The sequence below is a fragment of the Marinitoga sp. 1138 genome (genome assembly GCF_013363265.1).
Classification (GTDB): Bacteria; Thermotogota; Thermotogae; order Petrotogales; family Petrotogaceae; genus Marinitoga; species Marinitoga piezophila.
The window spans coordinates 88,673-111,087 of record NZ_LBFA01000006.1 but is presented as its reverse complement, the minus strand read 5'-3'; the positions used below and the strand labels follow the sequence as shown (position 1 = coordinate 111,087).

Below are 22,415 nucleotides of genomic sequence, written 5' to 3'. Positions count from 1 at the left end.
TGATAAATTGAAAAATAAAACCAGGGGTTTAATTTATATGTGGATCACTGTAATATTCTGGGGGATTTCTTTTGTAGCAACGAAAATAATAGTTAATACCGTTCCACCGATAACAGCAGCATTTTTGAGATTTTTTCTTTCAAGTTTAATACTTGTATTATTTATAAAAACTAAAATAAAATATGAAAAAAAAGAATATGTTTATATGCTTTTATCAGGTTTTTTTGGAGTTACAGCATATTTCTTATTTGAAAATTCAGCTTTGCAATATACCACAGCAACAAATGGTTCTCTCATTATTTCGGCTACACCGGTAATATATCTATTATTTTCAGATATACTAAGAAAAAGCTTTTCACATAAAATTCGATATTTTGGAACATTACTGGCATTTTTTGGTGTTGCATTAATTGTGCTTAACGGAAGATTTGTTTTAAAATTAAATCCACTTGGAGATTTATTAATGTTTGGTGCAGCATTTAGCTGGATTTTATACACTGTATTTATAGAAAAATTGCATCATCACGATAATCTGGCAATTACAAGAGATTTGAATTATTACGGAATGTTATTTTTTATACCATTTTCTCTTTATGAATTAAAAAGTGCAGGCACATGTCCAGCATTTGAATTATGGTTAGATCCAGTAGTAATAACAGCATTCTTGTATCTCGGTATATTCTGTACAGCCCTTGGATATATATGGTGGAATAAAGCCATTAGGCTTGCCGGAGCTAAAACAACAACAAATGGAATATTTTTTATACCAATAGTTACTGTTATTGCCGATGCAGTATTATTAAAAAATTATCCAAATTTTTATACATTAATAGGTGCATCTCTTGTATTAGCAGGAAATTATATAGCAGAAATAAAAGATTAAATGGTGCAGAAAATCTGCACCATTTAACATTATTATATATCAATTTCAATACCTATTGGACAATGGTCAGAACCCATAATTTCTGATAATATAAAAGCATCTTTAACCTTTTCTTTTAAAGAAGTACTAACAAAAAAATAATCTATTCTCCAGCCTACATTTCTTTCCCTTGCCCTTGTTTTATAATCCCACCAGGTGTAATTTCCAGGTTCTTTATTGAACATTCTAAAGGTATCAACAAATCCACTTTCAAGCAGTTTATCAATCCATTCTCTTTCAATTGGTAAGAATCCCGAAGTATTTTCATTTTCTTTTGGTCTTGCAAGGTCTATTTCTTTATGTGCAGTATTAACATCTCCACAAATAATTATATTTGGTTGTTTCTTTTTATAATCTTCAAGAAATTCTAAAAGATAATAATAAAAATCCATTTTATATTGTAGCCTTTCTTCACGAGCTTTTCCATTTGGAAAATAGATATTAAATAAGGAAAAATTATCATATTCAGTAATTAATGTTCTACCTTCAGAATCAAACATTTCATTACCTAAACCTTTTAAAACATTTTTAGGTTTAATTTTTGTAAATGTTGCAACACCACTATATCCCTTCTTTTCAGCAGAAACAAAATATTTTTTCCAATCACCGTAAGTTAAAAACTTTTTTGTTAATTGCTCTTCTCGCGCTTTAGTTTCCTGAACGCATAAAATATCAGGATTTTCCTTATCAAGAAAATCTAAAAATCCCTTTTTTATAGCTGCTCTAATTCCATTAACATTCCAGGATAATATCTTCATCTTTAGTCTCTCCTTTAAAATCTGGTGTCTCCCCCAAATAATCCTCCTAAGAGGTTACCGCCTATTCCATCAATACCTTTTGTTTCGCCTCTATTTGAAAAATTAGCTGCAGAGTAAATCCTATCAGCCAATCGCGAGAATGGTAAACTCTGTAAATAAACGGTTCCAGGTCCAGTTAAATGAGTTAAGAAAATACCTTCTCCGCCAAATAAAGCATTGACAAATCCACCAACAAATTGAATATCATAATCTACAGTATTGGAAAATCCAACAATACAACCAGTATCAACTCTTAAGGTTTCACCAGGCATTAATTGCCTTTCTATAATAGTTCCACCAGCATGTACAAAAGCAAGGCCATCGCCTACAAGCCTTTCGAGAATAAAACCTTCACCCCCAAAAAGACCTGCACCAATTTTTTTAGTAAATGTAATTTCAATATCTATTCCTGCTGCAGAACAAAGATAACTATCCTTTTGACATATAAATTCTCCTCCAAATTTTGTCAAATCAATAGGAATAACCTTTCCTGGATAAGGCGCTCCAAAAGCAACGTGAGATTTTGAATGTCCGGTATTTAAAAAATTGGTTATAAAAAAGCTTTCACCAACTAACATTCTTTTTAATCCGCCGAAAATTCCTCCTGTTGCCTTTGTCTGCATTTCTATACCAGGTTCCATATACATCATTGCACCTGCTTCAGCTCGAACTCCTTCCCCCGGATCCAATTCAATTTCAACAATCTGCATATCATCACCATAAATTTTATAATCAATAACATCAGCCATAATTTCACCTCCAATAATTCTAATAATAATTATACCATTAATATATAAATTTTGTAAAAAGTAATTATAACTCTATAATAAGCATATGAATAGAGTTATAAAGATGACTTCTTATAATGTGATTTTTTTAACGTGAAAAAAATAACATTGAAACATTGATGATTGCAATTTAATATTTCATATGTATAATTATATTTGAAAAAAAGAAATTTAATTAAAATTAATGTGAAAAAAAGCACTAGTTATTGGGAGAGGGATTTTATATTTTTTGGAGGTGAAATTATGTTATTAAATGGTGCATGGGAGAGTAAAGTAGATATTTACAACGTTTTTGAGTTAAGATGTAAAACAACAGCTTATTTTGGAGTAGGTGCTATAGAAAAGTTCAAGGATATTTGTGAATTTTTAAACAAAAAGGATATGAAAAAGGTTTTAATTTTAACCGACGAAGTTGTATATAACGTGACAGGAATAAAAGAAAAAGTTGAAAAGTTTTTAGGTGAAGCTGGTATTGAATATATTGTATATTATGGAATTAAACCAAATCCAAATGTAAAAATGATTGATGAAGCAAAGAAAATGGGATTAGATTTTGGAGCAAAAGCTGTTATAGGAATTGGTGGCGGAAGTCATATTGACACAGCAAAGAGTGTTGCAGTATTATTACATGAAAAATATAAGAATTATACAGGTTCTGACTTATATGAATTAAAATTTGTGCCAGAAGAAGCATTGCCAATAATTGCAATAAATACAACTCATGGTACAGGTACTGAAGTTGATAGATTTGCAGTTGCAACAATTGAGGAAAAAGGTTATAAACCAGCCTTAGCTTATGATAGTATATATCCAATATTTGCTATTGATGATCCAGAAATTACAAAATCATTACCATGGTCACAAACAACATACACAGCTATTGATGCAATAAACCATGTTACAGAAGCAGCAACAACATTAGCAGCATCCCCATATTCAATTTTATTAGCTAAAGAAACAATAAGATTAGTTTCAAAATATCTTCCTCAAGCTCAGGCAAAACCAGGAGATTTAACAGCAAGATATTTCTTATTATATGCTTCAACAATAGCTGGTATTTCATTTGATAATGGATTGTTACATTTCACACATGCTTTAGAACATCCACTAAGTGGAATCAGACCAGATTTACCACATGGTTTAGGATTAGCAATGTTATTACCAGCAGTAGTAAAAGCAATTTATCCTGCACAGGCAGAAGTGCTTGCAGAAATATATAGTCCAATTGTTCCAGGTTTAAAAGGAGTACCGGGTGAAGCAGAAGAAGCAGCAAAAGGAATTGAAAAATGGTTATTTAATATTGGAGTTACACAAAAATTAACAGATGAAGGATTTAAAGAAAGCGATATAGACAAATTAGTAGAATTGGCATTTAATACACCTTCACTTGATTTATTATTGAGCTTAGCACCTGTTAAAGCTACAAAAGAAATTGTAAAACAGATTTATATGGATTCATTATATCCTTTAAATAAATAATAATAGCGGGGGATGGGATAAAATAAAAAATGCAGGTGCTCAGCACCTGCTATTTTTATTGAACATTAACATATATAGTTTTTGAAACTTCAAGCCATAATAATTTGTCTTTTTTTACAGAATAAATAAAGTGAAGATATCCTATACTATCAGCATGATATAATCCGGAAATTGCTATGCTCCCTTTTAATTCATATGTTCCATCATTTCCAAAATCAAAAGGTTCTAATTCAGAAAAACCACCTATCATAAGTTCATTGTAGTTTTTTATAAATCTTCCATATTGATCATAGGCTTTAATTTCCTGATATAATTTTTTTCTGTCTGAAAGGTCAATGTATGTAAAGGCATCTTTATAGCTAATAACTACTTTGTATTGATCCATGAAAAATCCTTTAATATCTTTGATAAAGGGTTTTATATTATATTCTGTTAAATCTTTACCTGTGTATAAGTATAAAGTATAATTTATATAATTTCCACTTCCACCACTTCTTGTTGTTAATAAAATATCTTTAATTCCATCACCATTAAAATCAAAATATTCTATTTTAGGGTTATATCCATCTATACCAGTCATTATATCAAAAGTTGTTCCGGCGTCTTCAATTGTTAATAAAAAGCTTCCCCAATAAATTTCACTAACCTTTTTGCCTTTTAAAGTTACATGTTCAAGTGATTTGTCTGAATCAAGATTAATTTTTGTTTTATAAACTACCTGATAATCATCGGAAAAAACCAAAATGCTGGTAATAATCAGAAAAATTATAAAAAAGCTTTTTTTCATTAAATTTCACCTCCGTGAAAATAATTAAATATTTTTTGAGACAATTGTTCCTGTTTATGCCAATATCCGGCAAGTTTTTCATTCCTTGATAAATCTCCAAGTTTTTTATAATATTTCTTATTTAATTTACCAGGTCCAACATCAAATAAAGGTGTTCCTGGCAATGGCATAAAGGTATGTGAATGTATTACAGCATTATATTTTTCTGTAATTTTGTCCATAAAGTCAAAAGTCTTTTTAATATCTTCATCTGTTTCAAAAGGGAATCCAAAAATAAAATCTACATACGGTATAAATCCATGAGCAGAAACAAGGGATAAAGCCCTTTCTATTTCTTCTAAAGAATGTCCTCTATTTATTTTTTTTAGAATTTCATTGCTACCGCTTTGCGCTCCTATGATTATCATCTTGTTATCAACATATTTTTTTATAAGTTTTAAAACTTCTTCAGTTACAGATTCCGGTCTTACATCTGAAGGAAATGAACCAAGGTAAATTTCTTCTATACCAACTTTTCTCAAACCAGATAGCAATTCTTCGAGTTTTTCTATATTAGGTGTAACACCATTTTTTGAGCCATAACCAAAAGAATTTGGTGTAATAAACCTCGCAATTTTTCTGTTATGTTTAACGCCTAATTTTGCATATTCATGAATAATTCCCGGTTCTCTATGACGAACAATTCTACCAAAGAGATAAGGAGTTTGACAGTATCCACATCCGAAAGGACAACCCCTTGTAATTTCTATTGGCATAAAATGTTTGTTTTTAATTGCAAATGGCGGGTAATAATTTAAATCAACAAATTCTTTTGATGCTATGAATTTTTCTGATATTTTGCCCTTTAAAAAATCGGTGAAGGTTTTTTCACCTTCACCAATAAAAATATGGTCAAATCCTATTTTTTCTGTTTTTTCAGGCATTGCGCTTGGATGTGGACCACCGGCAATAACCTTAAACCCTTTTTCTTTTAATAGTGGAATTTCTTTTTCAACCTGAAAAATATCAAAACTCATAAATGAATAAGCTATTAATGTATCTTCAGGATTATATTCCAGTATTTTTTCAAAATTTTTTTCAAGTATAGTTTCTATTTCTATATTTTCTTTTTCCATTGCTGCAATAAGAGCTGTGATAGAATACCTATTTGATTTTAAAAGTCTGAAAACAATTCTTTTCAAGAATTTTCTTCCTCCTCTGTACTTTTTTGAGGCATAATGTCCCTATATCCAGCTAAGAATACGAGAACAGCTATTAAGATCGCTCTGCTTAAAGAAACATTCAAATATACATACGTTCCAATTGCCATGGCATTAAATAACCAGGCTAATACAATATATAGTTTTTTGTTTTTAAATGAAAAAAGAGATGAAAATGTTGTAGAAATCAGTGTAATTACCATGAATAAATCAATAGCATAGCCTCTTATATATCCAAAACCAGCTAATAACAATCCTATGAATAAAAATACTATAGTCAATTTATCGTATTTTTTTGAAAGAAATGAAAAAAACGCTGTGGTCAATGCAAATATACTCATCAATACAATATACAATACAGGACTTTTAAATAAGACAACAGCTAAGACTGGGAAAATAATTGAAAAAACTATAGAGTAAATCACTTAACACACCTCACATTACATTTTATCTACTACTCTTATACCAAGCAAGTCAAGACCTCTTTTTAATACTTCTCCAGCTAAATGAGATAATAATAACCTTGATTTTAATGTTTCTTCCTCTTCCTTTAATACAGGAAGATTATTGTAGAATGAATTATATGTTTGTGCTAATTCAAAGAGATAATCAGCAATTAAATTAGGTTTATAATCTTCAGCAGCTCTAATTGCAACAATTGGTAACTGGGTTAATAACAATCCCAATTTTCTTTCGAGTTTTTCTGTTATTTTTAGATTTGCATTTTCAAATGTATAGCCTTTTTCTTCAGCTTTTCTTTTTAATGATTGTATCCTTGCATATGTATAAAGTAAGTAAGGAGCTGTATTTCCATCAAAGGCGAGCATTTTATCCCAGTCAAATATAATATGGCTTATTCTGTTTTGACTGAGGTCAGCATATTTTACAGCACCGATTCCAATTGCTTCTGCAATTTCTTCTTTTTCTTCTGGAGACAATCCTGGATTCTTCTCTTCAATGATTTCCTTTGCTTTTTCAACAGCTTTATCAAGTAATTCTTCTAATTTTATCACATTACCTTTTCTTGTAGAGAAAACACCATCAGCAAATCTCATTAATCCAAACCATATATGCTGATAATTATCATCCCAGCCTAACTTTCTTGCAATATTAAATACCTGTTTGAAATGTGTTTGTTGTCTTTCATCAGTTACATATAATATTCTATTAGGATTATATGTTTCTCTTCTAAATTTTATACATGCAAGGTCTGATGTTGCATATAAGAAAGCTCCGTCCTTTTTCTGAATAATTGCTGGAGGTAGATTTTCTTCTTCGTCAAAAAATACAACAACAGCACCTTCACTATATGTTGCAATGCCTTTATCAAGAAGCATTTTTACAATCTCAGGCATAATATTGTGATAATGTGATTCTCCATAATATGTATCAAATTCTATATCCATTCTTTTATATATTTTATTATATTCTTTTAATGATAAATCAATAAATTCCTGCCATAATTTTCTATTTTCTGGATCTCCATCCTGTAATTTTTTGAGTTCCTGTCTTGCTTCTTCTAAAAGATCAGGATTATTTTCAGATTCTTTTTCGAATTTCACATAAATTCTTTCCATTTCACCAATAGGATCTTTTTCATAATTTTCCTTATCAAGCCATAATCTATAACCTACAATTAATTTTCCAAATTGTGTTCCCCAGTCACCAAGGTGATTATCTCCAATTACATTATAACCAAGATATCTATAAATTCTTTTTATAGCATCCCCAATAACAGTACTTCTTAAATGACCAATATGCATAGGTTTTGCAATATTTGGTGAAGAATAATCGATAATAACATCGCCTTCTCTATCAATAAATGAAAAATCAGGATTTTCTTTTTCGATTTTTGGCAAGTATTCAGTTAAAAATACATCTTTTACATAGAAATTTATAAATCCTGGTCCTGCTATTTCGATTTTTTCTATAATATCATTTTCGGGGAAATTATCAATGATTTCTTGTGCTATCATTCTTGGAGCTTTTTTTAAAACCTTGGCATTTATCATAGCAAAATTTGTTTGAAAATCACCAAAGTTATCATTAGCAGTTCTTTGTACTACAGGTTCTTTTAATTCAACATTATATAAATTCTTGATAGAATCCATTAACAACTCTTCGAGCATTTTTTCAATTAATTTCATAATATCACACTCCTCTTTCTTTATTTTTTATAATCATATTATATCATAACTTGTTAAAAAAATAATAAATCATAGATGTATTTTTTGCATATAATCAAAATTTTAACCATTAAAAACCGTATTTAATAAGCAAATAAAAGTTAAGAATGCTATAAAATTTAGTAACATTAAAATTATAACGAATAAAATATAGTAATAATAATTATTACGAAATATTATTAAAAAAATATTTCAATTGAACAATTTTGCTGATTTTGAAGTATAATATATACGGAAATCAAAAAACGATGAAAATAAGGAGGGTGATAATATGGCTGAAAAAGAATACGTAGTTGGTATCGACCTTGGTACAACTAACTCAGCTATAGCATGGATGAAACCAGATGGAAATGTAGAAGTTATTCCTAATGCAGAAGGAAAAAGAACAACTCCTTCTATAGTACATTTTTCAAAAGATGGAACTGTAATTGTAGGTGAACCTGCAAAAAGACAGGTAATATTACATCCAGATAGAACAATCAGATCAATAAAAAGAAAAATGGGTTCTGATTATAAAGTAAGTATCGATAGTAAAAGCTTTACACCACAACAGATAAGTGCTTTTGTATTACAGAAATTAGTAAGAGATGCAGAAGCATATCTTGGTGGAAAAATTAAGAAGGCAGTTATTACAGTTCCAGCATACTTTAATGATGCACAAAGACAGGCAACAAAAGAAGCTGGTGAAATTGCTGGTTTAGAAGTGTTGAGAATTATCAACGAACCAACAGCAGCTTCAATTGCATTTGGTTTAAACAAAACACATGAAGATAAGAAAATAGTAGTATATGACCTTGGTGGAGGTACATTTGATGTATCAATACTTGATGTTGGAGAAGGTGTAATCGAAGTTGTATCAACATCAGGAAACAACCACTTAGGTGGAGATGACTTTGACCAGAGAATTATCGATTGGTTAGTTGAAGAATTCAAGAAAGAACATGGTTCAGATATTTCAAATGACAGACAGGCAATGCAGAGGTTAAAGGAAGCTGCAGAAACTGCAAAGATTGAATTATCAACAAAACTCGAAACAGAAATTAACTTACCATTCTTAACAGTTGTTAATGGTCAGCCAGTACACTTACAGAAAACATTAACAAGAAAGAAATTCGAAGAATTGGTAAGAGATTTAATTGAATCAACAAGAGGTCCAATTGAAACAGCATTAAAAGATGCTGGACTTTCACCAGAAGAAATTGATGATGTATTATTAGTTGGTGGTTCAACAAGAATTCCAGCAGTTCAGGAATTGGTAAAATCAATATTCCACAAAGAACCAAGTAAAGGTGTTAACCCTGACGAAGCTGTTGCAATAGGTGCTGCTGTTCAGGCTGCAATTATGACAGGAAATACAGATCAGGACTTAGTACTTGTAGACGTTACACCACTTTCACTTGGTGTTGAAGTAAAAGGTGGATTAATGGAAATTATTATTCCTAAGAACAGTAAGATACCTATTAGAAAGAGTAAGGTATTCACAACAGCTGCTGACTTCCAGACAGAAGTTGAAATCGGAGTATTCCAGGGTGAAAGGCCAATTGCTAAGGATAACTTCTTCCTTGGAAGCTTTAAATTAACAGGAATACCACCAGCACCAAGGGGAGTGCCACAAATAGAAGTTTCATTTGATATAGATGCTAACGGTATAGTAAATGTTTCAGCAAAAGATTTAGGAACAGGAAAACAGCAGTCAATGGTTGTAACAGGTAGAAATAAACTTTCTTCAGAAGATATTGAAAGAATGATACGAGAAGCTCAGGAATATGAAGAGCAGGATAAGAGAAAGAGAGAAGAAATCGAACTCAAAAACCAGGCTGACGACCTTGCATATCAGGTAGAAAAGTTAATCAATGAAAATAAAGATAAAGTACCAGAAGATCAGAAAGCAAGATTAGAAACATTAATTAACGATGTAAGAGATGCTATAAATAACAATGATATTGCAAAATTAAAGATAGTAATGGAAGACTTAAAGAACGAATCAATGAAACTTGGTCAGTTGATTTATCAACAGGCACAGCAAACAGCTAATGCTGACGCAGGCGCAGCAGGACCAAATCCTGAAGACACACAAAATCCAAATAACTAATAAAAAAGCCGGATTTCAAAATCCGGCTTTTTATTTTATATAATTTTTAATAACTTCTATGTCAATATTTCCTATAATACTTCCCCTATTTTTACCACCGCCACCTTTAAGTTCAGGATAATCTTTTCTAATATTGTTTATTAATTCCTTACAATCAATGATTCCTGAAGATATTTCGTATCTGTTTTCTTTTTTTGTAACAAATAAAATTTCATTCATCGGAAGGAATTTGGGAAGATAATTTATATAATCTTCGTTTGAATCAATATAGATAAATTTTATATTATTTATTGTTTTAGCATTTTCTAAGAATTTTTTAGCCATTATTTCAGCATATTTTTCGCTTAATTTTTCGTATGCGCTTTTATATTCTTTCATTTTTTTCAATGTTTCTTCAACTCTTATAGGTGTTTCTTCTATTTTAGCAGTTAAAATATGTGAAATATCTTTTGTAATATTAATTCTTTTTTCATAATCCTCAATGGCCCTGTTTCCAGCTACAAAATATAATCTCGTTAGATTCCCTTTTACCTTTTCCTTTGAAATGATTTTTACCAATCCAATTTCGCCTGTATTTTTTACATGAAATCCACCACATGGATTTATATCAAAATCACCAATCTTTATTAATCTTACATCTCCTTGAACCTTATCGCTTAACTCTTTTCTGAGATTATATTTTTTTATTTCTTCTTTTGAAGTAATAATTTCTTCAACAGGTAAACACTTTTGTATTATTTCATTGGATAATCTTTCAGCTTCTTTTTCTATTTTTTCATCTAATTTTGCGGTGTTTAAATCTATTGTAGTATATTCTTCAGCCATTCTAAAACCAACGGTATCAAGATCAGCAATTTGTTCAAAAGCAGCTGATAAAATATGTTGAGCTGTGTGTTGTTGTGAAATATCCTTACGTCTTTTTAAATCGATTTCATAATCATATTCTCCGGGTTCTATTTCTTTATCGATTTGATGATAATATTTGTTATTTTTATATTCCACAAAAAGCACTGTTGCTTCTCCTATTTTTCCTCTATCTCCAAGTTGTCCGCCTTTTCCGTCTGGATAAAATGGTGATTCTAAAGAGATTGCATATATTTTCTTTTTTTCTTTTATAACTTCTTCAATCTTTATCATATTGCACCTCCTGAGATTATAATAGATTATAATATCAAATATCGTCCATTTTCTCTAAACCATTTTCTGCTTTCCTGATAATCCTCACAGTATTTTTCTACATAATTCCAGAAACTTTTTTGATGGTGTTTATATATAATATGAGCTAATTCATGTATAATAATATAATCCAATTTTCTTTTTGGAGCCATGATTATTTTATAGTTAAAACTGAGATTGTTTTTGCCTGAACAACTGCCCCAACGTGTTTTTTGATCTCTGATGAAAACTTTGCCGTATTGTAATTTCATTATTTTTGAATAGTATTCCAATCTTTCGTTTATTATCTTTTTTGCCTGAGTTTTATACCATTTTATAACCATATTCCTTTTTAAATCATAATTATCGAAAAAGTCTTTTTTTAAGGATATGTATAAAAAATCATCTAAAATTCCAACGCCATAATTCCCTTCCATAATCATTAAGGTATATGGTTTTCCAAGATACAAAAACTTCTCTCCTGAAACATATTTTCTTTCAGGAATTTTTTGTTTTTTAAATATCATTAGTTTCGAAACAATCCATTCTCTTTTGTTAAATACAAATTTCTTTGCTTCGTAATCTGAAATCCAATTTGGAATTCTAACAATTACTTCACCGTCTTCGGAGATTATTATAGACATTGTTTTTCTTTTTGGTGATTTTATTATATTATATTCAATATCAAAATATTCCGTTTTCAAGATATTCTGTTTCTTCACCGTAACACACCTCTAATATTTATTCAGTGTGAATTATAACATATTAATACACTTTTTACAAACTATTATATTTTCGATATTTTATGTCAGGAATTTTTACAATAATTTGATAGAATTATAATAGTAATCCTAAAAGATCAGGGAGGAAGTATAATGTTAGAATTACAAAACATAAGTTTTAATGTAGGACCAAGAAAGATTATAGAAGATATATCCTTTAAATTTGAAGAAAAGAAAATATATGCCGTTTTAGGGAATAATGGTGTTGGAAAGTCGACCTTGGCAAGAATAATAATGGGACTTGACGGATATAAAGGAAATCATGGTGGAAGAATAATATTTAATGGTGAAGATATTACAGATTATTCGATAACTGAAAGAGCTAAATTGGGAATTACAATGGCATGGCAGGAACCAGTGAGATATGAAGGACTTGGAGTAAAGGAATATCTTACATTGGGAAAGAGGATAAATTTAAGTGATGCGGAATTAATAGAGATATTAAACCTTGTGGGTCTTAATCCTTTTTATCTTCATAGAAAGGTTGATAAGACACTTTCGGGTGGTGAAAGAAAGAGAATAGAATTAGCATCATTAATTATATTAAAACCAAAATTTGCTATTTTTGATGAACCGGATTCCGGAATAGATATGATGTCAAATATAATGATTGAAAGAATATTCAAAATGATAACCTCAAATGGCGGAAGTGTTTTAAGTATTACTCATAGGGAGGAAATTGCAGAAATAGCCGATGAAGCATTTTTAATCTGTTCAGGAAGAATTAAATCACAGGGAGATCCAAAAATTGTTTCTGAAGTATATAAAAGCACATGCGATAATTGTGCACATATAAATGTACCTGTTGAAGATATGGGTAATGAGGTGAAATTATGAACATAGAAAAAAATTATGCTAAAGAATTTGAAATGATAGAAAAAGCCTATGAACAGGCTGGTGGTGATATAAGTAACTTATTAAGTAAAGATATAGTTTCTATTATTATCAGTGGAGATAAAATACTTGGTAAGAATACTGTAGAAGGAATAAATATAATAATTCATAAAGCAGAAGATGGTGTTGTTGATTATGAAATGATTATAGATGATGGAGTTAAAATGGATAAACCTATTCATTTATGTGTTGGCTTTTTAAGGAATCAAGGAGAACAATACATAAAGGTTAAATATACAATAGGAAATAATTGTGATGTAAAATTCCTTTCTCATTGTTCGTTCCCGTTTGGAAAGATTCACCATAAAATGGATTCAGAAATGTATATTGGTGAAAACTCTATTGTATTTATGGAAGACGAGCACTTTCATAATGAAAAAGATGGAATATTTTTAGAAACATATTATTATACAAAGGTTGCAAAAAATTCTGTATTTGATAGCAGATTTAGATTAACGAAATCAAGAGCTGGTGAGTTAAAAATTGAAATGACAGTGGATCTTGACGAATCTTCTAAAGCATTGCTTGAATCCAAAGTCTGGGGTAAAAAAGATGATAAGATTAATATAAAAGAAGTAGTGAATTTAAATGGCGAAAAGGCTTCAGGTATTGCCAAAACATATGTTTTTGCTCAGGATTCAACAAATGCAGAAGTAATAAATGAAGCTTATGGTAATGCACCATATTCAAAGGGGCACATTGAATGTACAGAAATCAGTAAAGGTTCAAATGTTCATGTAAGTACAATTCCAATATTGAGAGTTAATAACGATTTAGCAGAATTGACTCATGAAGCATCCGTTGGAAGAGTTAATCCACAGCAATTAGAAACGTTGATGGCTAAAGGACTTACAGAAGATGAAGCCACGGAATTGATTATAAAAGGAATTTTAAAATAATGTATTCTTGACATAAGAAATAAATTTTTTTATAATATTTCATGATAAATATATTTTTAAGGGGGGATCTAAATGGGGATGGAAGATCAACTATTTAAAAATATATTATCTGATAAGGAAATGCTTGTTGAATTTATAAATATATTTTTACCAAAATTGAGATCCTATAACATAAAACCAGAAAATATAAAAATAGAGAATACACGTTTCACTGATTTAGCCTATGGAGATAAGGAAAGTGATTTATTGTTTAAAATAAAGTATGATGAAAGAGAAATGTATTTATTTTTGTTAATTGAACATCAGTCAAGTGTTGATTATTTGATGCAATTTAGAATATTAGAATATATGATTAGAATATGGAGAGAATATATAAAAAGTTTTAAAAAAGAATCAAGAACAAAAGGTTTCAAGCTTATACCTATAATCCCCATAGTATTCTATACAGGGAAAAGAAAATGGACAGCCGAGAATTGGTTTATGAAAAAAGTAGAAAATTGGGAAATGTTTTCAGAATATGTACCATCATTTAAATATGAAATAATAGATCTAAGTCAATTAGAGGAAGAAAGGTTATTAAGAATAAAAAATGCATTGGGACTATTATTAACCTTAAATAAGTCGGAAACAGAAAGGATAATAGAAACGTTAAAAGAGATAAAGAAAGAATTAGAAACTCTTCCGGAAACTGAAAAAGCGAAATTTAAAGAATATGTAGGTATAGTAATTAATGTATTAACGAATAAAACTGGAATCGATAAAAAAGAACTCGAGATATATGAAAATGAGGAGGTGGAGGGAATGTTTGAAAACTTTATAAGAACAGTTGAAGAAGCGATAAAAGAAAGTAAAGAAAAAGCAATGATTGAAGGAAGAAAAGAAGGTTTAGAGCAGGGATTACAGCAAGGATTACATAGCGCAAAAGTTGAAGATGTGATAAAATTATTAAAAAGAAAATTTAAAGAAAAAGATATAGAAAAATTAAGAAATAAAATTGAAAATCTGGATATAGATGATTTAGATTATATTATAGATAATATTTTCGAAATTTCATTTGATGAATTGAAAAAATACTTAAATAAAAGAATGAATTAATAACATAAAGATTTATTAGGAGGAAGATATAATGGATAATATAGAATTAGTTGTTAAGGTATTATCTGAATCAAAAGAACCTTTAAAATCTGCGGAAATAGCAGAAAAAGCGGGAATTGATAAAAAAGAAGTGGATAAGGCAATAAAGAAATTAAAGAAAGAGGAGAAAATTGAATCTCCAAAGAGATGCTACTATACTATAAAAAAGTAATCTAGACTGAAACCTTTAAGGTTTCAGTCTATTTTTTTGTAAGGGAAATATACATTTGAAAGGAGAGGTTTTAATGAAAATAGCAGTTATAGGATTTGGTGCAGCAGCTGTTGGATTTTTGAAGGAAATAGACACATCTAAACATGAAATTACAGTTTTTGAAATGAATGCAGATATTTATTCATCCTCTATTAGTGGAATTAGAGCTGATGGGAAGCTCTTTGTCTCTTCAGAAATGGGAGGAGATTTAGAGGAAATTTTATATAATAAAACATTGCAAAAAGAAATTGTGGATTATTATTGTAAGCTTGCAGAGACAGAACCTGAAATTGGATCTAGAGAGAATCTTGAAGAACTACAAAAGAAATTTTTTATTAACGGCTTTAAACTTGTAGAATCAGAATTTTTTCATATTGGAACAGATAAATTGAAGATTTTTCTAAAAAATGCACATGAGGAATTTTCTAAAAAAGGAATAGAATTTAAATTTAATTCCTTTGTTAAAGATATTGAAGTTAATGAAAAAATATTAATTAAATATATCGATAGAAAAAGTCGTGAAGAAAAAAAGGAAGAGTTTGATAAAGTGTATATTGCAGTTGGAAGGAGTGGATTTAAGCTAATAGATACCTTAACAGAGAAATATCCGGATATAATATTATCGAATACAAAGGTGGATTTAGGAGTAAGATTTGAATTGCCGGATATAGTTGTTAAAGAGCTTAATGAGGCATTATATGAATTTAAAGTGAAATTTAAGTCTTCAAATGGTCAATTGGTAAGAACATTTTGTAATAATCCTTCGGGATATGTTGTTACAGAAAAATACTCTGATTTTATTACTGTAAATGGTCACGCAATACATGATCAAAAATCGACAAATACTAATTTTGCAATTTTGGTAACTCATTCGTTTACAAAACCTTTTAATGATCCAAATGGATATGGTTCATATATAGCAAAATTATCCAATATTTTAGCAGGCGGAGATAAAATAATACTTCAAACATATGGTGATTTTAAAAAAGGAAAAAGAACAAAAAAATTATGGAAGGTATTTCCAACTTTAAATAATGATGAATATGTTCTTGGTGATCTTAATTTAGTTTTTCCAAGTAAGACCTCTACATCATTAATAGAATTTATAGATAATTTAGATAAAATAATTCCTGGAATTGCAGATGAAGAAAATTTATTATATGGAGTAGAAGTAAAATTTTATGGTAAAAAATTAAATAACGATTTATTTGAAAATCTTAAATTTATAGGTGATTGTTCTGGACATACAAGAAGTATAGTTCATGCTACAGCACACGGTATTCTTGAAGCGCGAAAAATAGCAGAAAATTAATTTTTCCTTGAATATATCGTAAAACTAAAACTTTATACTTTACTTAGAAATACTAAAAGATGGAGTGTTGAATATGGATAATTGTGATTTATTAGCAGATATATTTAAAGCTTTATCTCATCCTACAAGATTGAGAATTTTAAAAATATTAAATAATAAAGAATGTAATATTCTTGAGATTTCTGAAAAGCTAGGGCTTACGCAGTCAAGCATATCTCAACATATAAAAATTCTTGAAGATGTTGGTTTAATTAAAAAAGAAAAGGTTGGGAATATTGTATATTGTGAATTAAAATATCCGCATATTTTTGAACTCTTTGATGATGCAAAAAATATTATTCATTCAGAACTTAAAAGTGCACATAGTATTATAAATAATGAATAAAAAGAAGCTCCGAAAATTTCGGAGCTTCTTTTTTTAGGAAGGAGTAGCAATAAAAGTTACAATTGATATCTTTTCATTTCTAATAATACATCTTTTAATTCAGTCATTGAATCAAATCCTTCGTAGTATGATCTTGTCTTTTTTTCTTTTAAAAAATGTTTTTTTCTTTTCAACATATTAAAACCCCCTTTTTAAAAAATATTATTATTTAATTTCTCTCCATCTTAATAGACGTGGTTATTTTAATTTTATTTATATATACTTTAATTTTTATAAGTTCAACTCTATTATAACAAAAAAATTTTTATTTGTCAATAGCAAATATTAAAATATCATAAAATTTTTTATAGAAAATTCAATTTTTTTATAAGTGACTTTAAAAAAATTAAAGTATATATTATAAATAAAAAAGTCAGGCGTTAAGCCTGACCTTTCAAAATACAATTATTGAGTATATTTGATTAAATGTGGTGGTATTTTATTCGATTGAACTATATTGGAAAAAACTTTAGCGCTATGTCGAGGATTTATGCGATTATTTATAGAATCAAATTCAAATAATCCGTATTCGGCACTAAACCCTTCTTCCCATTCAAATAAATCAAAGATATTTTTGTGAAAATACCCCATAATCTTAATATTATTGTTTAATAACTCATGAATATAGGAAATTGTTTTTATCAAAAATTGAGATCGATAAATATCGCTTTCATCAGCAATGCCGATAGAAGAAATTACAATAGGTTTATCATATTTCTTTAATTCTGGTATCTCAATATTCAATTTTTCTGGATAAATATTATTTCCAATATCATCTTTTTGAACTGTACGGGGTAAACCTGATGTTTTATCATCGTAAAATGTAATTCCCAGAAAATCCATATAATTTTTTAAAACATTAAAAAAAGTATTATCATAATTTGTATTTTTGATAATTCCGACCTTGGAATAAATATTATTTTTGTGTATTAAAAGATATAATTCCTTATAAACTTTTATTATGTTTTCTTTAACTATTTCAGAAATTTTTTCATCGCTAATCCCCGGAGGATATAAACCTTTTTTATACGCATAATCAATATATTTTAAAGGTTCATAAAAAGGAATATAGTAATCAACTATATCTTTAAATTCATTTACTATTTCTTCAGTGTATGAAATTAAAAATTTAAGATTTTCATCATTCTGAAAACCACCTTTTTCTTCAAACCAGATTGGAAAAGTAAAATGGTTTAAAATTAAAAATATTTCAATTCCTTCTTTTTTCAGAGATAGGATAAAGTTTTTATAACTTTCTAATTTTGCACGATTGATATATCCCATTTCAGGATATATTTTTGCCCATTCTATTGAAAACATTAAGGAATTTAATCCTATATTTTTAGAAATTTCAAAAGTTTCAGAAAATAAATTCTTCTGAAACTTTTCTATGATTTTTAATGTAGTACCGTCTTTTATTTTTCCTTTTTTCTGCCATTCATCCCAGTTTGTACGATCATTCATTTTTTCTATTTGATAAGAATCAAATACTCCACCCCATAAAAATCCGTCATAAAAATAAACTTTTTCCATAAAATCCCCCATTTATTTCATTTATTTTGAGATTCCAAAAGCTTTTAATATAACCCTTTTTCTTCTTTGTCCGTCAAATTCAGCATAAAAAATCTCCTGCCATGGTCCCAAATCAAGATCACCATCTGTTATAGGAACTATTATTTGATGGTGCATAATTAGATTCTTTAAATGAGCATGACCGTTGACCTCACCTGTCCAATGATGTTTATATGGATAATTTTGAGGAGCTAATTTTTCTAACCATTCTTTAATATCTTCAATTAATCCGGACTCATAATCATTAATATAAACTGATGCTGTAAGATGCATAGCGGAAACCATTACATATCCATCAATAATACCGCTTTCTTTTACAAAATCTCTGACTTCATCTGTTATATGAATTATTTCTATGGGTTTTTCAGTATTGAACCATAAATATTTAGTAACGCTTTTTACAGAATTTCCGTAGACTTCTTTATCAAACGCCATCTTCCCCCTCCTAAACTTTAGGTTTTTCTCTCATTGATTTCATGGCAATCTTTTCGAAAAATCTTAGTATTTTGGTAAATACTCTTTCATGCTTTGAAATTGGTTTAACTTTTATTGTATAAAAATTATTTTTATTACCTGCAATTATATCAGTAAATAATTGATCACCAATTAAAACACATTGAGATGGAGGAATATTATATTCCTTAATTTTTTTTCTAATCTTAAAAGGAAAAGGTTTTAGAGAATATCCCATTACATCGATATTATATCTTTTTAATTCTTCTCTAATATTATGAAATCTATGCTCTTTGCCATTAGATGCAATTAGAATTTTAAAATCTTTTGATAAATTATCAAATAAATTTAATATCTCATCTGGCAATTTTTCATTTCTCCAGGTAGTTAATGTGTTATCAAAATCAAAAATCAAAAGTTTAAAACCTTTATCTTTTAATTTTTTATAGTCTATTTCAAAAACATCGTTAACAAATTCGTTTGGTATAGTATGATCAAGCATTCTAAACAACCACCCCAATGTATAAAAAAATGTATAATATAAAATTTTAGAAAGAAAAGCGGCAATTTTTTTAAAAAAAGAATCAATTTCGTATGTATATGGATTAACCAGAATAGTATATAATCCCAATCTGTTTCCTAATAAAATATCTGTAAAAAATAAATCTCCAATTATCACAGTTTCAGCAGGTGTTGTTTTTAAATCTTCAAAGATTTTTTTAATTTTTATAGATAACGGTTTATGCATACGCCAATATATATGGATATGTTCTCCAGCTTTTTCTTTTACATGTTTTATTCGTTTTTCTGGGGCATTTGATACAATTGCAATCTTAAATCCAAGATTAGATAATTTTTCAAATAAAACAATAGTTTTATCATCAATCTGTTGTTTCCAAGGAGCAAGAGTAAAATCATAATCAAATAGTAAAGTTTTAAAACCGAGTTTTTTTAATCTGTTATAATCAATTTCAAAAATACTTGGATAATTTTCATAAGGTATAGGGATAATTCTATATATCCCTTTTTTTCTGGAATTAGACTTCCCCGTTGTTGGGTTCAATCTTTACAACCTCCAGATCAGTCATTTCTTTTAAAGAATTTATTAATTTTAAAGATTCATCAAGAGTATCTTTTGGACATATGATTTTCATCATGTTGTTTTCAACAACATTTCTTACATTCATTAAATTATCAACAGACTCAAGTAAATAAGTGACAAGATGTATATCCTCTTTTTTTACTTTAACGTATACATCATATTCTAAAACATCAGAATTATTCATTTTTCTCATCCTTTCTCATATTTAGATTTTCTATATTTTACCGAATTATTCTTAAATATATTTTACAAATCACAGAATTTCTGCTGCTTTAGATGCAAGTTCAGACCTTTCTCCTTTCAAAAGATACACATGAGCAGCTAAAGGAGATTCTCTAAATTTTGAAGAGACATATGTAAGACCATTTGATGAAAAACCTAAATATGGATTATCAATCTGGAATGGATCACCGGTTAATACTATCTTTGTATTTTCTCCTACTCTTGTAATTATAGTTTTTATTTCATGAGGAGTCAAATTTTGAGCTTCATCAATAATCATATATTGTTCCGGAATAGATCTTCCTCTAATATATGAAAGAACCTCTATTTCTAATATTTCTCTTTTTTCAAGGTATTCATCGGGTTTTTTCCCTTTTCCCTGGAATAAATAATCAAGATTATCGTATATAGGCTGCAACCATGGTTTCATCTTTTCTTGAATTGAACCAGGTAAAAAACCTATATCTTTTCCAACAGGAATTACAGGTTTTGAAACAAGTAATTTTTTATATTTTTTCTCATCTAAAACCTTGAAAAGTCCCACTGCTAATGCCAATAACGTCTTTCCGGTTCCAGCGCTTCCAACAAGAGTTACAAGTGGAATTTCATCATTTAGTAAAGCATCAAATGCAAAAATCTGTTCTCTGTTTCTCGGATTAATCCCAAAAACTTCTGTAAATAATGAAACATCAAGTTTAACCAAGGCTTTTTCTTTTTCAGAATATCTATAATAATTGCCATTATTAAGATCAAAATATGTGTTAGGTGAAATGTTTTCGTGATTTTCAATGAGGTTTATATTTATCTTATCCTTTTCAATAAGTTTTTCTTCAATATTTAACTCCATAAATCCTTCAAAATAATCTTCATATTCAATACGATCTGTAAGGTAGTCTTGAGCCACTATTCCAACGGCTTCTGCTTTTATTCTAATATTAATATCCTTAGAAACAAGATAAGTTTCATGTTTTTTATCGTGTTCCTTTAAATACATTGCATACATTAAAATAAAATCATCCATCTTTCTCCCTAAATATTTAGGAATCTTAAAGCCATTTTCTTCAAGGGTTAATATTCTTAAACAACCTCCATTTTCGAGTTTTACGCCTTTTCTTAAATTACCGTCTTTTCTTAATCCGTCTAATACTCTATTTACTTCTCTAGCAGCGGCACCTGTTCTTTCACCGCGTGTTTTTAAATTGTCAATTTCTTCTAAAACAGGAAATGGAATAATAACATTGTTGTCCTGGAAATTAAAAATAGCTTTTGGATCATGAATTAATACATTTGTGTCGAGCACAAAGTTTTTTACCATAACTATCCCCTCCATCTTTTTATGAAATCAGATAGACTCTTTAAGCCAAAACGTTTTATAAAAATTAAAAATAATTTTGCAGTCATCAAAGCATCGTCATATGCTCTATGAGATTTTCCCTCATATATTTTGAAGCGTTTTGATAAATGTTCCAATGAATATGGGCCTGTTTCCAATAAAGCTTTTGACAATTCCAGAGTATCGATATAATAATTGTTTAAAGGTAAAATACCGCTTTCTTTTGCAGCAACATCAAGAAATTTCATATCCATTCTTGCATTATGGGAAACCAAAATTGTACCTGAGACATATTCTTTGAACCTTGGAAAAACCTCTAAAATAGTTGGTGCATTTTCTATATCAGTATTATTAAGCTTATGGAACTGTGAAACTTCACCAGGAATTCTAATATTTGGATTTACCAATGTATGAAATTCATATTTTCTTTTTATTCTCCCATTAAATATAGGAATAGCAGCTACCTCAATAATTCTATCTCCTAAATAGGGTTTTAACCCGGTAGTTTCAAGATCAAAAGCAACAAAAACCTGTGTATCTATTCTTTCCATTAGAATACCTCCTAATATAAGTATAACACAAATTTGATATGCAAAACAATGAAGAGTTTCTATAATTTATTTTTTTTGATAATTTTATGTTAAAAGCTTTTTATTTGAGACTTTTTTTGAT

The 22,415-nt window shown here is 28.8% G+C and carries 23 protein-coding genes; 9 read left to right on the top strand and 14 right to left on the bottom strand.

Translation table 11 applies throughout. The features are described 5' to 3' along the window. The first annotated feature begins 7 nt into the window (after window positions 1-7). Window positions 8-883, top strand: a complete 876-nt coding sequence (locus XO11_RS02415; protein ID WP_014295983.1) for a DMT family transporter — start codon at window positions 8-10, stop codon at window positions 881-883. A 32-nt stretch (window positions 884-915) separates the two neighbouring features. Here the strand turns inward: XO11_RS02415 and XO11_RS02410 are convergent, their stop codons facing one another. Further along, window positions 916-1,680, bottom strand: coding sequence for an exodeoxyribonuclease III (locus XO11_RS02410; protein WP_014295982.1), 765 nt, complete (start codon window positions 1,678-1,680; stop codon window positions 916-918). A gap of 14 nt (window positions 1,681-1,694) precedes the next feature. Continuing rightward, entirely contained in the window at window positions 1,695-2,468 is a 774-nt protein-coding gene (locus XO11_RS02405; RefSeq protein WP_014295981.1) for a TIGR00266 family protein, read from the bottom strand. Window positions 2,469-2,750: 282 nt separating this feature from the next. Here XO11_RS02405 and XO11_RS02400 point away from each other — a divergent pair, with 282 nt between their 5' ends. Then, on the top strand, window positions 2,751-3,986 hold the full coding sequence (locus XO11_RS02400; protein WP_014295980.1) for an iron-containing alcohol dehydrogenase: 1,236 nt from the start codon (window positions 2,751-2,753) through the stop codon (window positions 3,984-3,986). A 55-nt stretch (window positions 3,987-4,041) separates the two neighbouring features. On the opposite strand, the gene XO11_RS02395 is transcribed toward XO11_RS02400, so the two are convergent. From XO11_RS02395 to argS, 4 genes are read right to left on the bottom strand one after another with little or no spacing between them, the layout of a single operon-like run. Continuing rightward, window positions 4,042-4,773, bottom strand: coding sequence for a hypothetical protein (locus XO11_RS02395; RefSeq protein WP_175418111.1), 732 nt, complete (start codon window positions 4,771-4,773; stop codon window positions 4,042-4,044). Then, window positions 4,773-5,954: a TIGR04013 family B12-binding domain/radical SAM domain-containing protein gene (locus tag XO11_RS02390; RefSeq protein ID WP_014295978.1), complete on the bottom strand. Its 1,182-nt coding sequence runs from the start codon at window positions 5,952-5,954 to the stop codon at window positions 4,773-4,775. The genes XO11_RS02395 and XO11_RS02390 overlap by 1 nt, the downstream gene beginning before the upstream one ends. Further along, window positions 5,951-6,397, bottom strand: a complete 447-nt coding sequence (locus XO11_RS02385) for a hypothetical protein (RefSeq protein ID WP_014295977.1) — start codon at window positions 6,395-6,397, stop codon at window positions 5,951-5,953. The genes XO11_RS02390 and XO11_RS02385 overlap by 4 nt, the downstream gene beginning before the upstream one ends. Window positions 6,398-6,412: 15 nt before the next feature. Beyond that, window positions 6,413-8,119: an arginine--tRNA ligase gene (argS, locus tag XO11_RS02380; protein ID WP_014295976.1), complete on the bottom strand. Its 1,707-nt coding sequence runs from the start codon at window positions 8,117-8,119 to the stop codon at window positions 6,413-6,415. 310 nt (window positions 8,120-8,429) lie between these two features. On the opposite strand from argS, the gene dnaK reads away from it, so the two are divergent. Then, the gene (gene dnaK / locus XO11_RS02375; protein ID WP_014295975.1) at window positions 8,430-10,250 is read left to right on the top strand and encodes a molecular chaperone DnaK; all 1,821 of its coding nucleotides are present in this window, start codon (window positions 8,430-8,432) and stop codon (window positions 10,248-10,250) included. Window positions 10,251-10,280: 30 nt separating this feature from the next. On the opposite strand, the gene XO11_RS02370 is transcribed toward dnaK, so the two are convergent. Beyond that, window positions 10,281-11,387 (bottom strand): alanyl-tRNA editing protein, encoded by a 1,107-nt coding sequence (locus XO11_RS02370; RefSeq protein ID WP_075780287.1) that lies wholly within the window; start codon window positions 11,385-11,387, stop codon window positions 10,281-10,283. Window positions 11,388-11,413: 26 nt separating this feature from the next. Then, the gene (locus XO11_RS02365) at window positions 11,414-12,127 is read right to left on the bottom strand and encodes a SprT family zinc-dependent metalloprotease (RefSeq protein ID WP_175418110.1); all 714 of its coding nucleotides are present in this window, start codon (window positions 12,125-12,127) and stop codon (window positions 11,414-11,416) included. 153 nt (window positions 12,128-12,280) lie between these two features. On the opposite strand from XO11_RS02365, the gene XO11_RS02360 reads away from it, so the two are divergent. The 6 genes from XO11_RS02360 (at window position 12,281) to XO11_RS02335 (ending at window position 17,022) form a co-directional block, all read left to right on the top strand. Beyond that, complete coding sequence (locus tag XO11_RS02360) at window positions 12,281-13,024, top strand: ATP-binding cassette domain-containing protein (protein ID WP_175418109.1); 744 nt, start codon at window positions 12,281-12,283, stop codon at window positions 13,022-13,024. After that, window positions 13,021-13,980, top strand: coding sequence for a SufD family Fe-S cluster assembly protein (locus XO11_RS02355; RefSeq protein WP_014295971.1), 960 nt, complete (start codon window positions 13,021-13,023; stop codon window positions 13,978-13,980). Before XO11_RS02360 ends, XO11_RS02355 begins: the two co-directional genes overlap by 4 nt. A 72-nt stretch (window positions 13,981-14,052) precedes the next feature. After that, complete coding sequence (locus XO11_RS02350; protein ID WP_175418108.1) at window positions 14,053-15,075, top strand: Rpn family recombination-promoting nuclease/putative transposase; 1,023 nt, start codon at window positions 14,053-14,055, stop codon at window positions 15,073-15,075. 31 nt (window positions 15,076-15,106) lie between these two features. Continuing rightward, the gene (locus tag XO11_RS02345) at window positions 15,107-15,286 is read left to right on the top strand and encodes an HTH domain-containing protein (protein ID WP_014295969.1); all 180 of its coding nucleotides are present in this window, start codon (window positions 15,107-15,109) and stop codon (window positions 15,284-15,286) included. 73 nt (window positions 15,287-15,359) lie between these two features. Then, window positions 15,360-16,637 (top strand): NAD(P)/FAD-dependent oxidoreductase, encoded by a 1,278-nt coding sequence (locus XO11_RS02340; protein WP_014295968.1) that lies wholly within the window; start codon window positions 15,360-15,362, stop codon window positions 16,635-16,637. A gap of 73 nt (window positions 16,638-16,710) precedes the next feature. Then, entirely contained in the window at window positions 16,711-17,022 is a 312-nt protein-coding gene (locus XO11_RS02335; RefSeq protein WP_014295967.1) for a helix-turn-helix transcriptional regulator, read from the top strand. A 444-nt stretch (window positions 17,023-17,466) separates the two neighbouring features. Here the strand turns inward: XO11_RS02335 and XO11_RS02330 are convergent, their stop codons facing one another. From XO11_RS02330 to XO11_RS02305, 6 genes are all read right to left on the bottom strand, one after another. Then, complete coding sequence (locus tag XO11_RS02330; RefSeq protein ID WP_075780285.1) at window positions 17,467-18,594, bottom strand: family 1 glycosylhydrolase; 1,128 nt, start codon at window positions 18,592-18,594, stop codon at window positions 17,467-17,469. Window positions 18,595-18,615: 21 nt separating this feature from the next. Next, entirely contained in the window at window positions 18,616-19,068 is a 453-nt protein-coding gene (locus XO11_RS02325; RefSeq protein ID WP_014295964.1) for a secondary thiamine-phosphate synthase enzyme YjbQ, read from the bottom strand. Between the two features lie 10 nt (window positions 19,069-19,078). Continuing rightward, the gene (locus XO11_RS02320) at window positions 19,079-20,149 is read right to left on the bottom strand and encodes a YqeG family HAD IIIA-type phosphatase (protein ID WP_014295963.1); all 1,071 of its coding nucleotides are present in this window, start codon (window positions 20,147-20,149) and stop codon (window positions 19,079-19,081) included. Further along, complete coding sequence (locus XO11_RS02315; RefSeq protein WP_041638449.1) at window positions 20,124-20,372, bottom strand: DUF4911 domain-containing protein; 249 nt, start codon at window positions 20,370-20,372, stop codon at window positions 20,124-20,126. Before XO11_RS02315 ends, XO11_RS02320 begins: the two co-directional genes overlap by 26 nt. Window positions 20,373-20,441: 69 nt before the next feature. Further along, entirely contained in the window at window positions 20,442-21,725 is a 1,284-nt protein-coding gene (locus tag XO11_RS02310) for a PhoH family protein (protein ID WP_175418107.1), read from the bottom strand. Between the two features lie 2 nt (window positions 21,726-21,727). Next, window positions 21,728-22,294, bottom strand: a complete 567-nt coding sequence (locus tag XO11_RS02305) for a PolC-type DNA polymerase III (RefSeq protein WP_014295960.1) — start codon at window positions 22,292-22,294, stop codon at window positions 21,728-21,730. Window positions 22,295-22,415 lie beyond the last annotated feature (121 nt).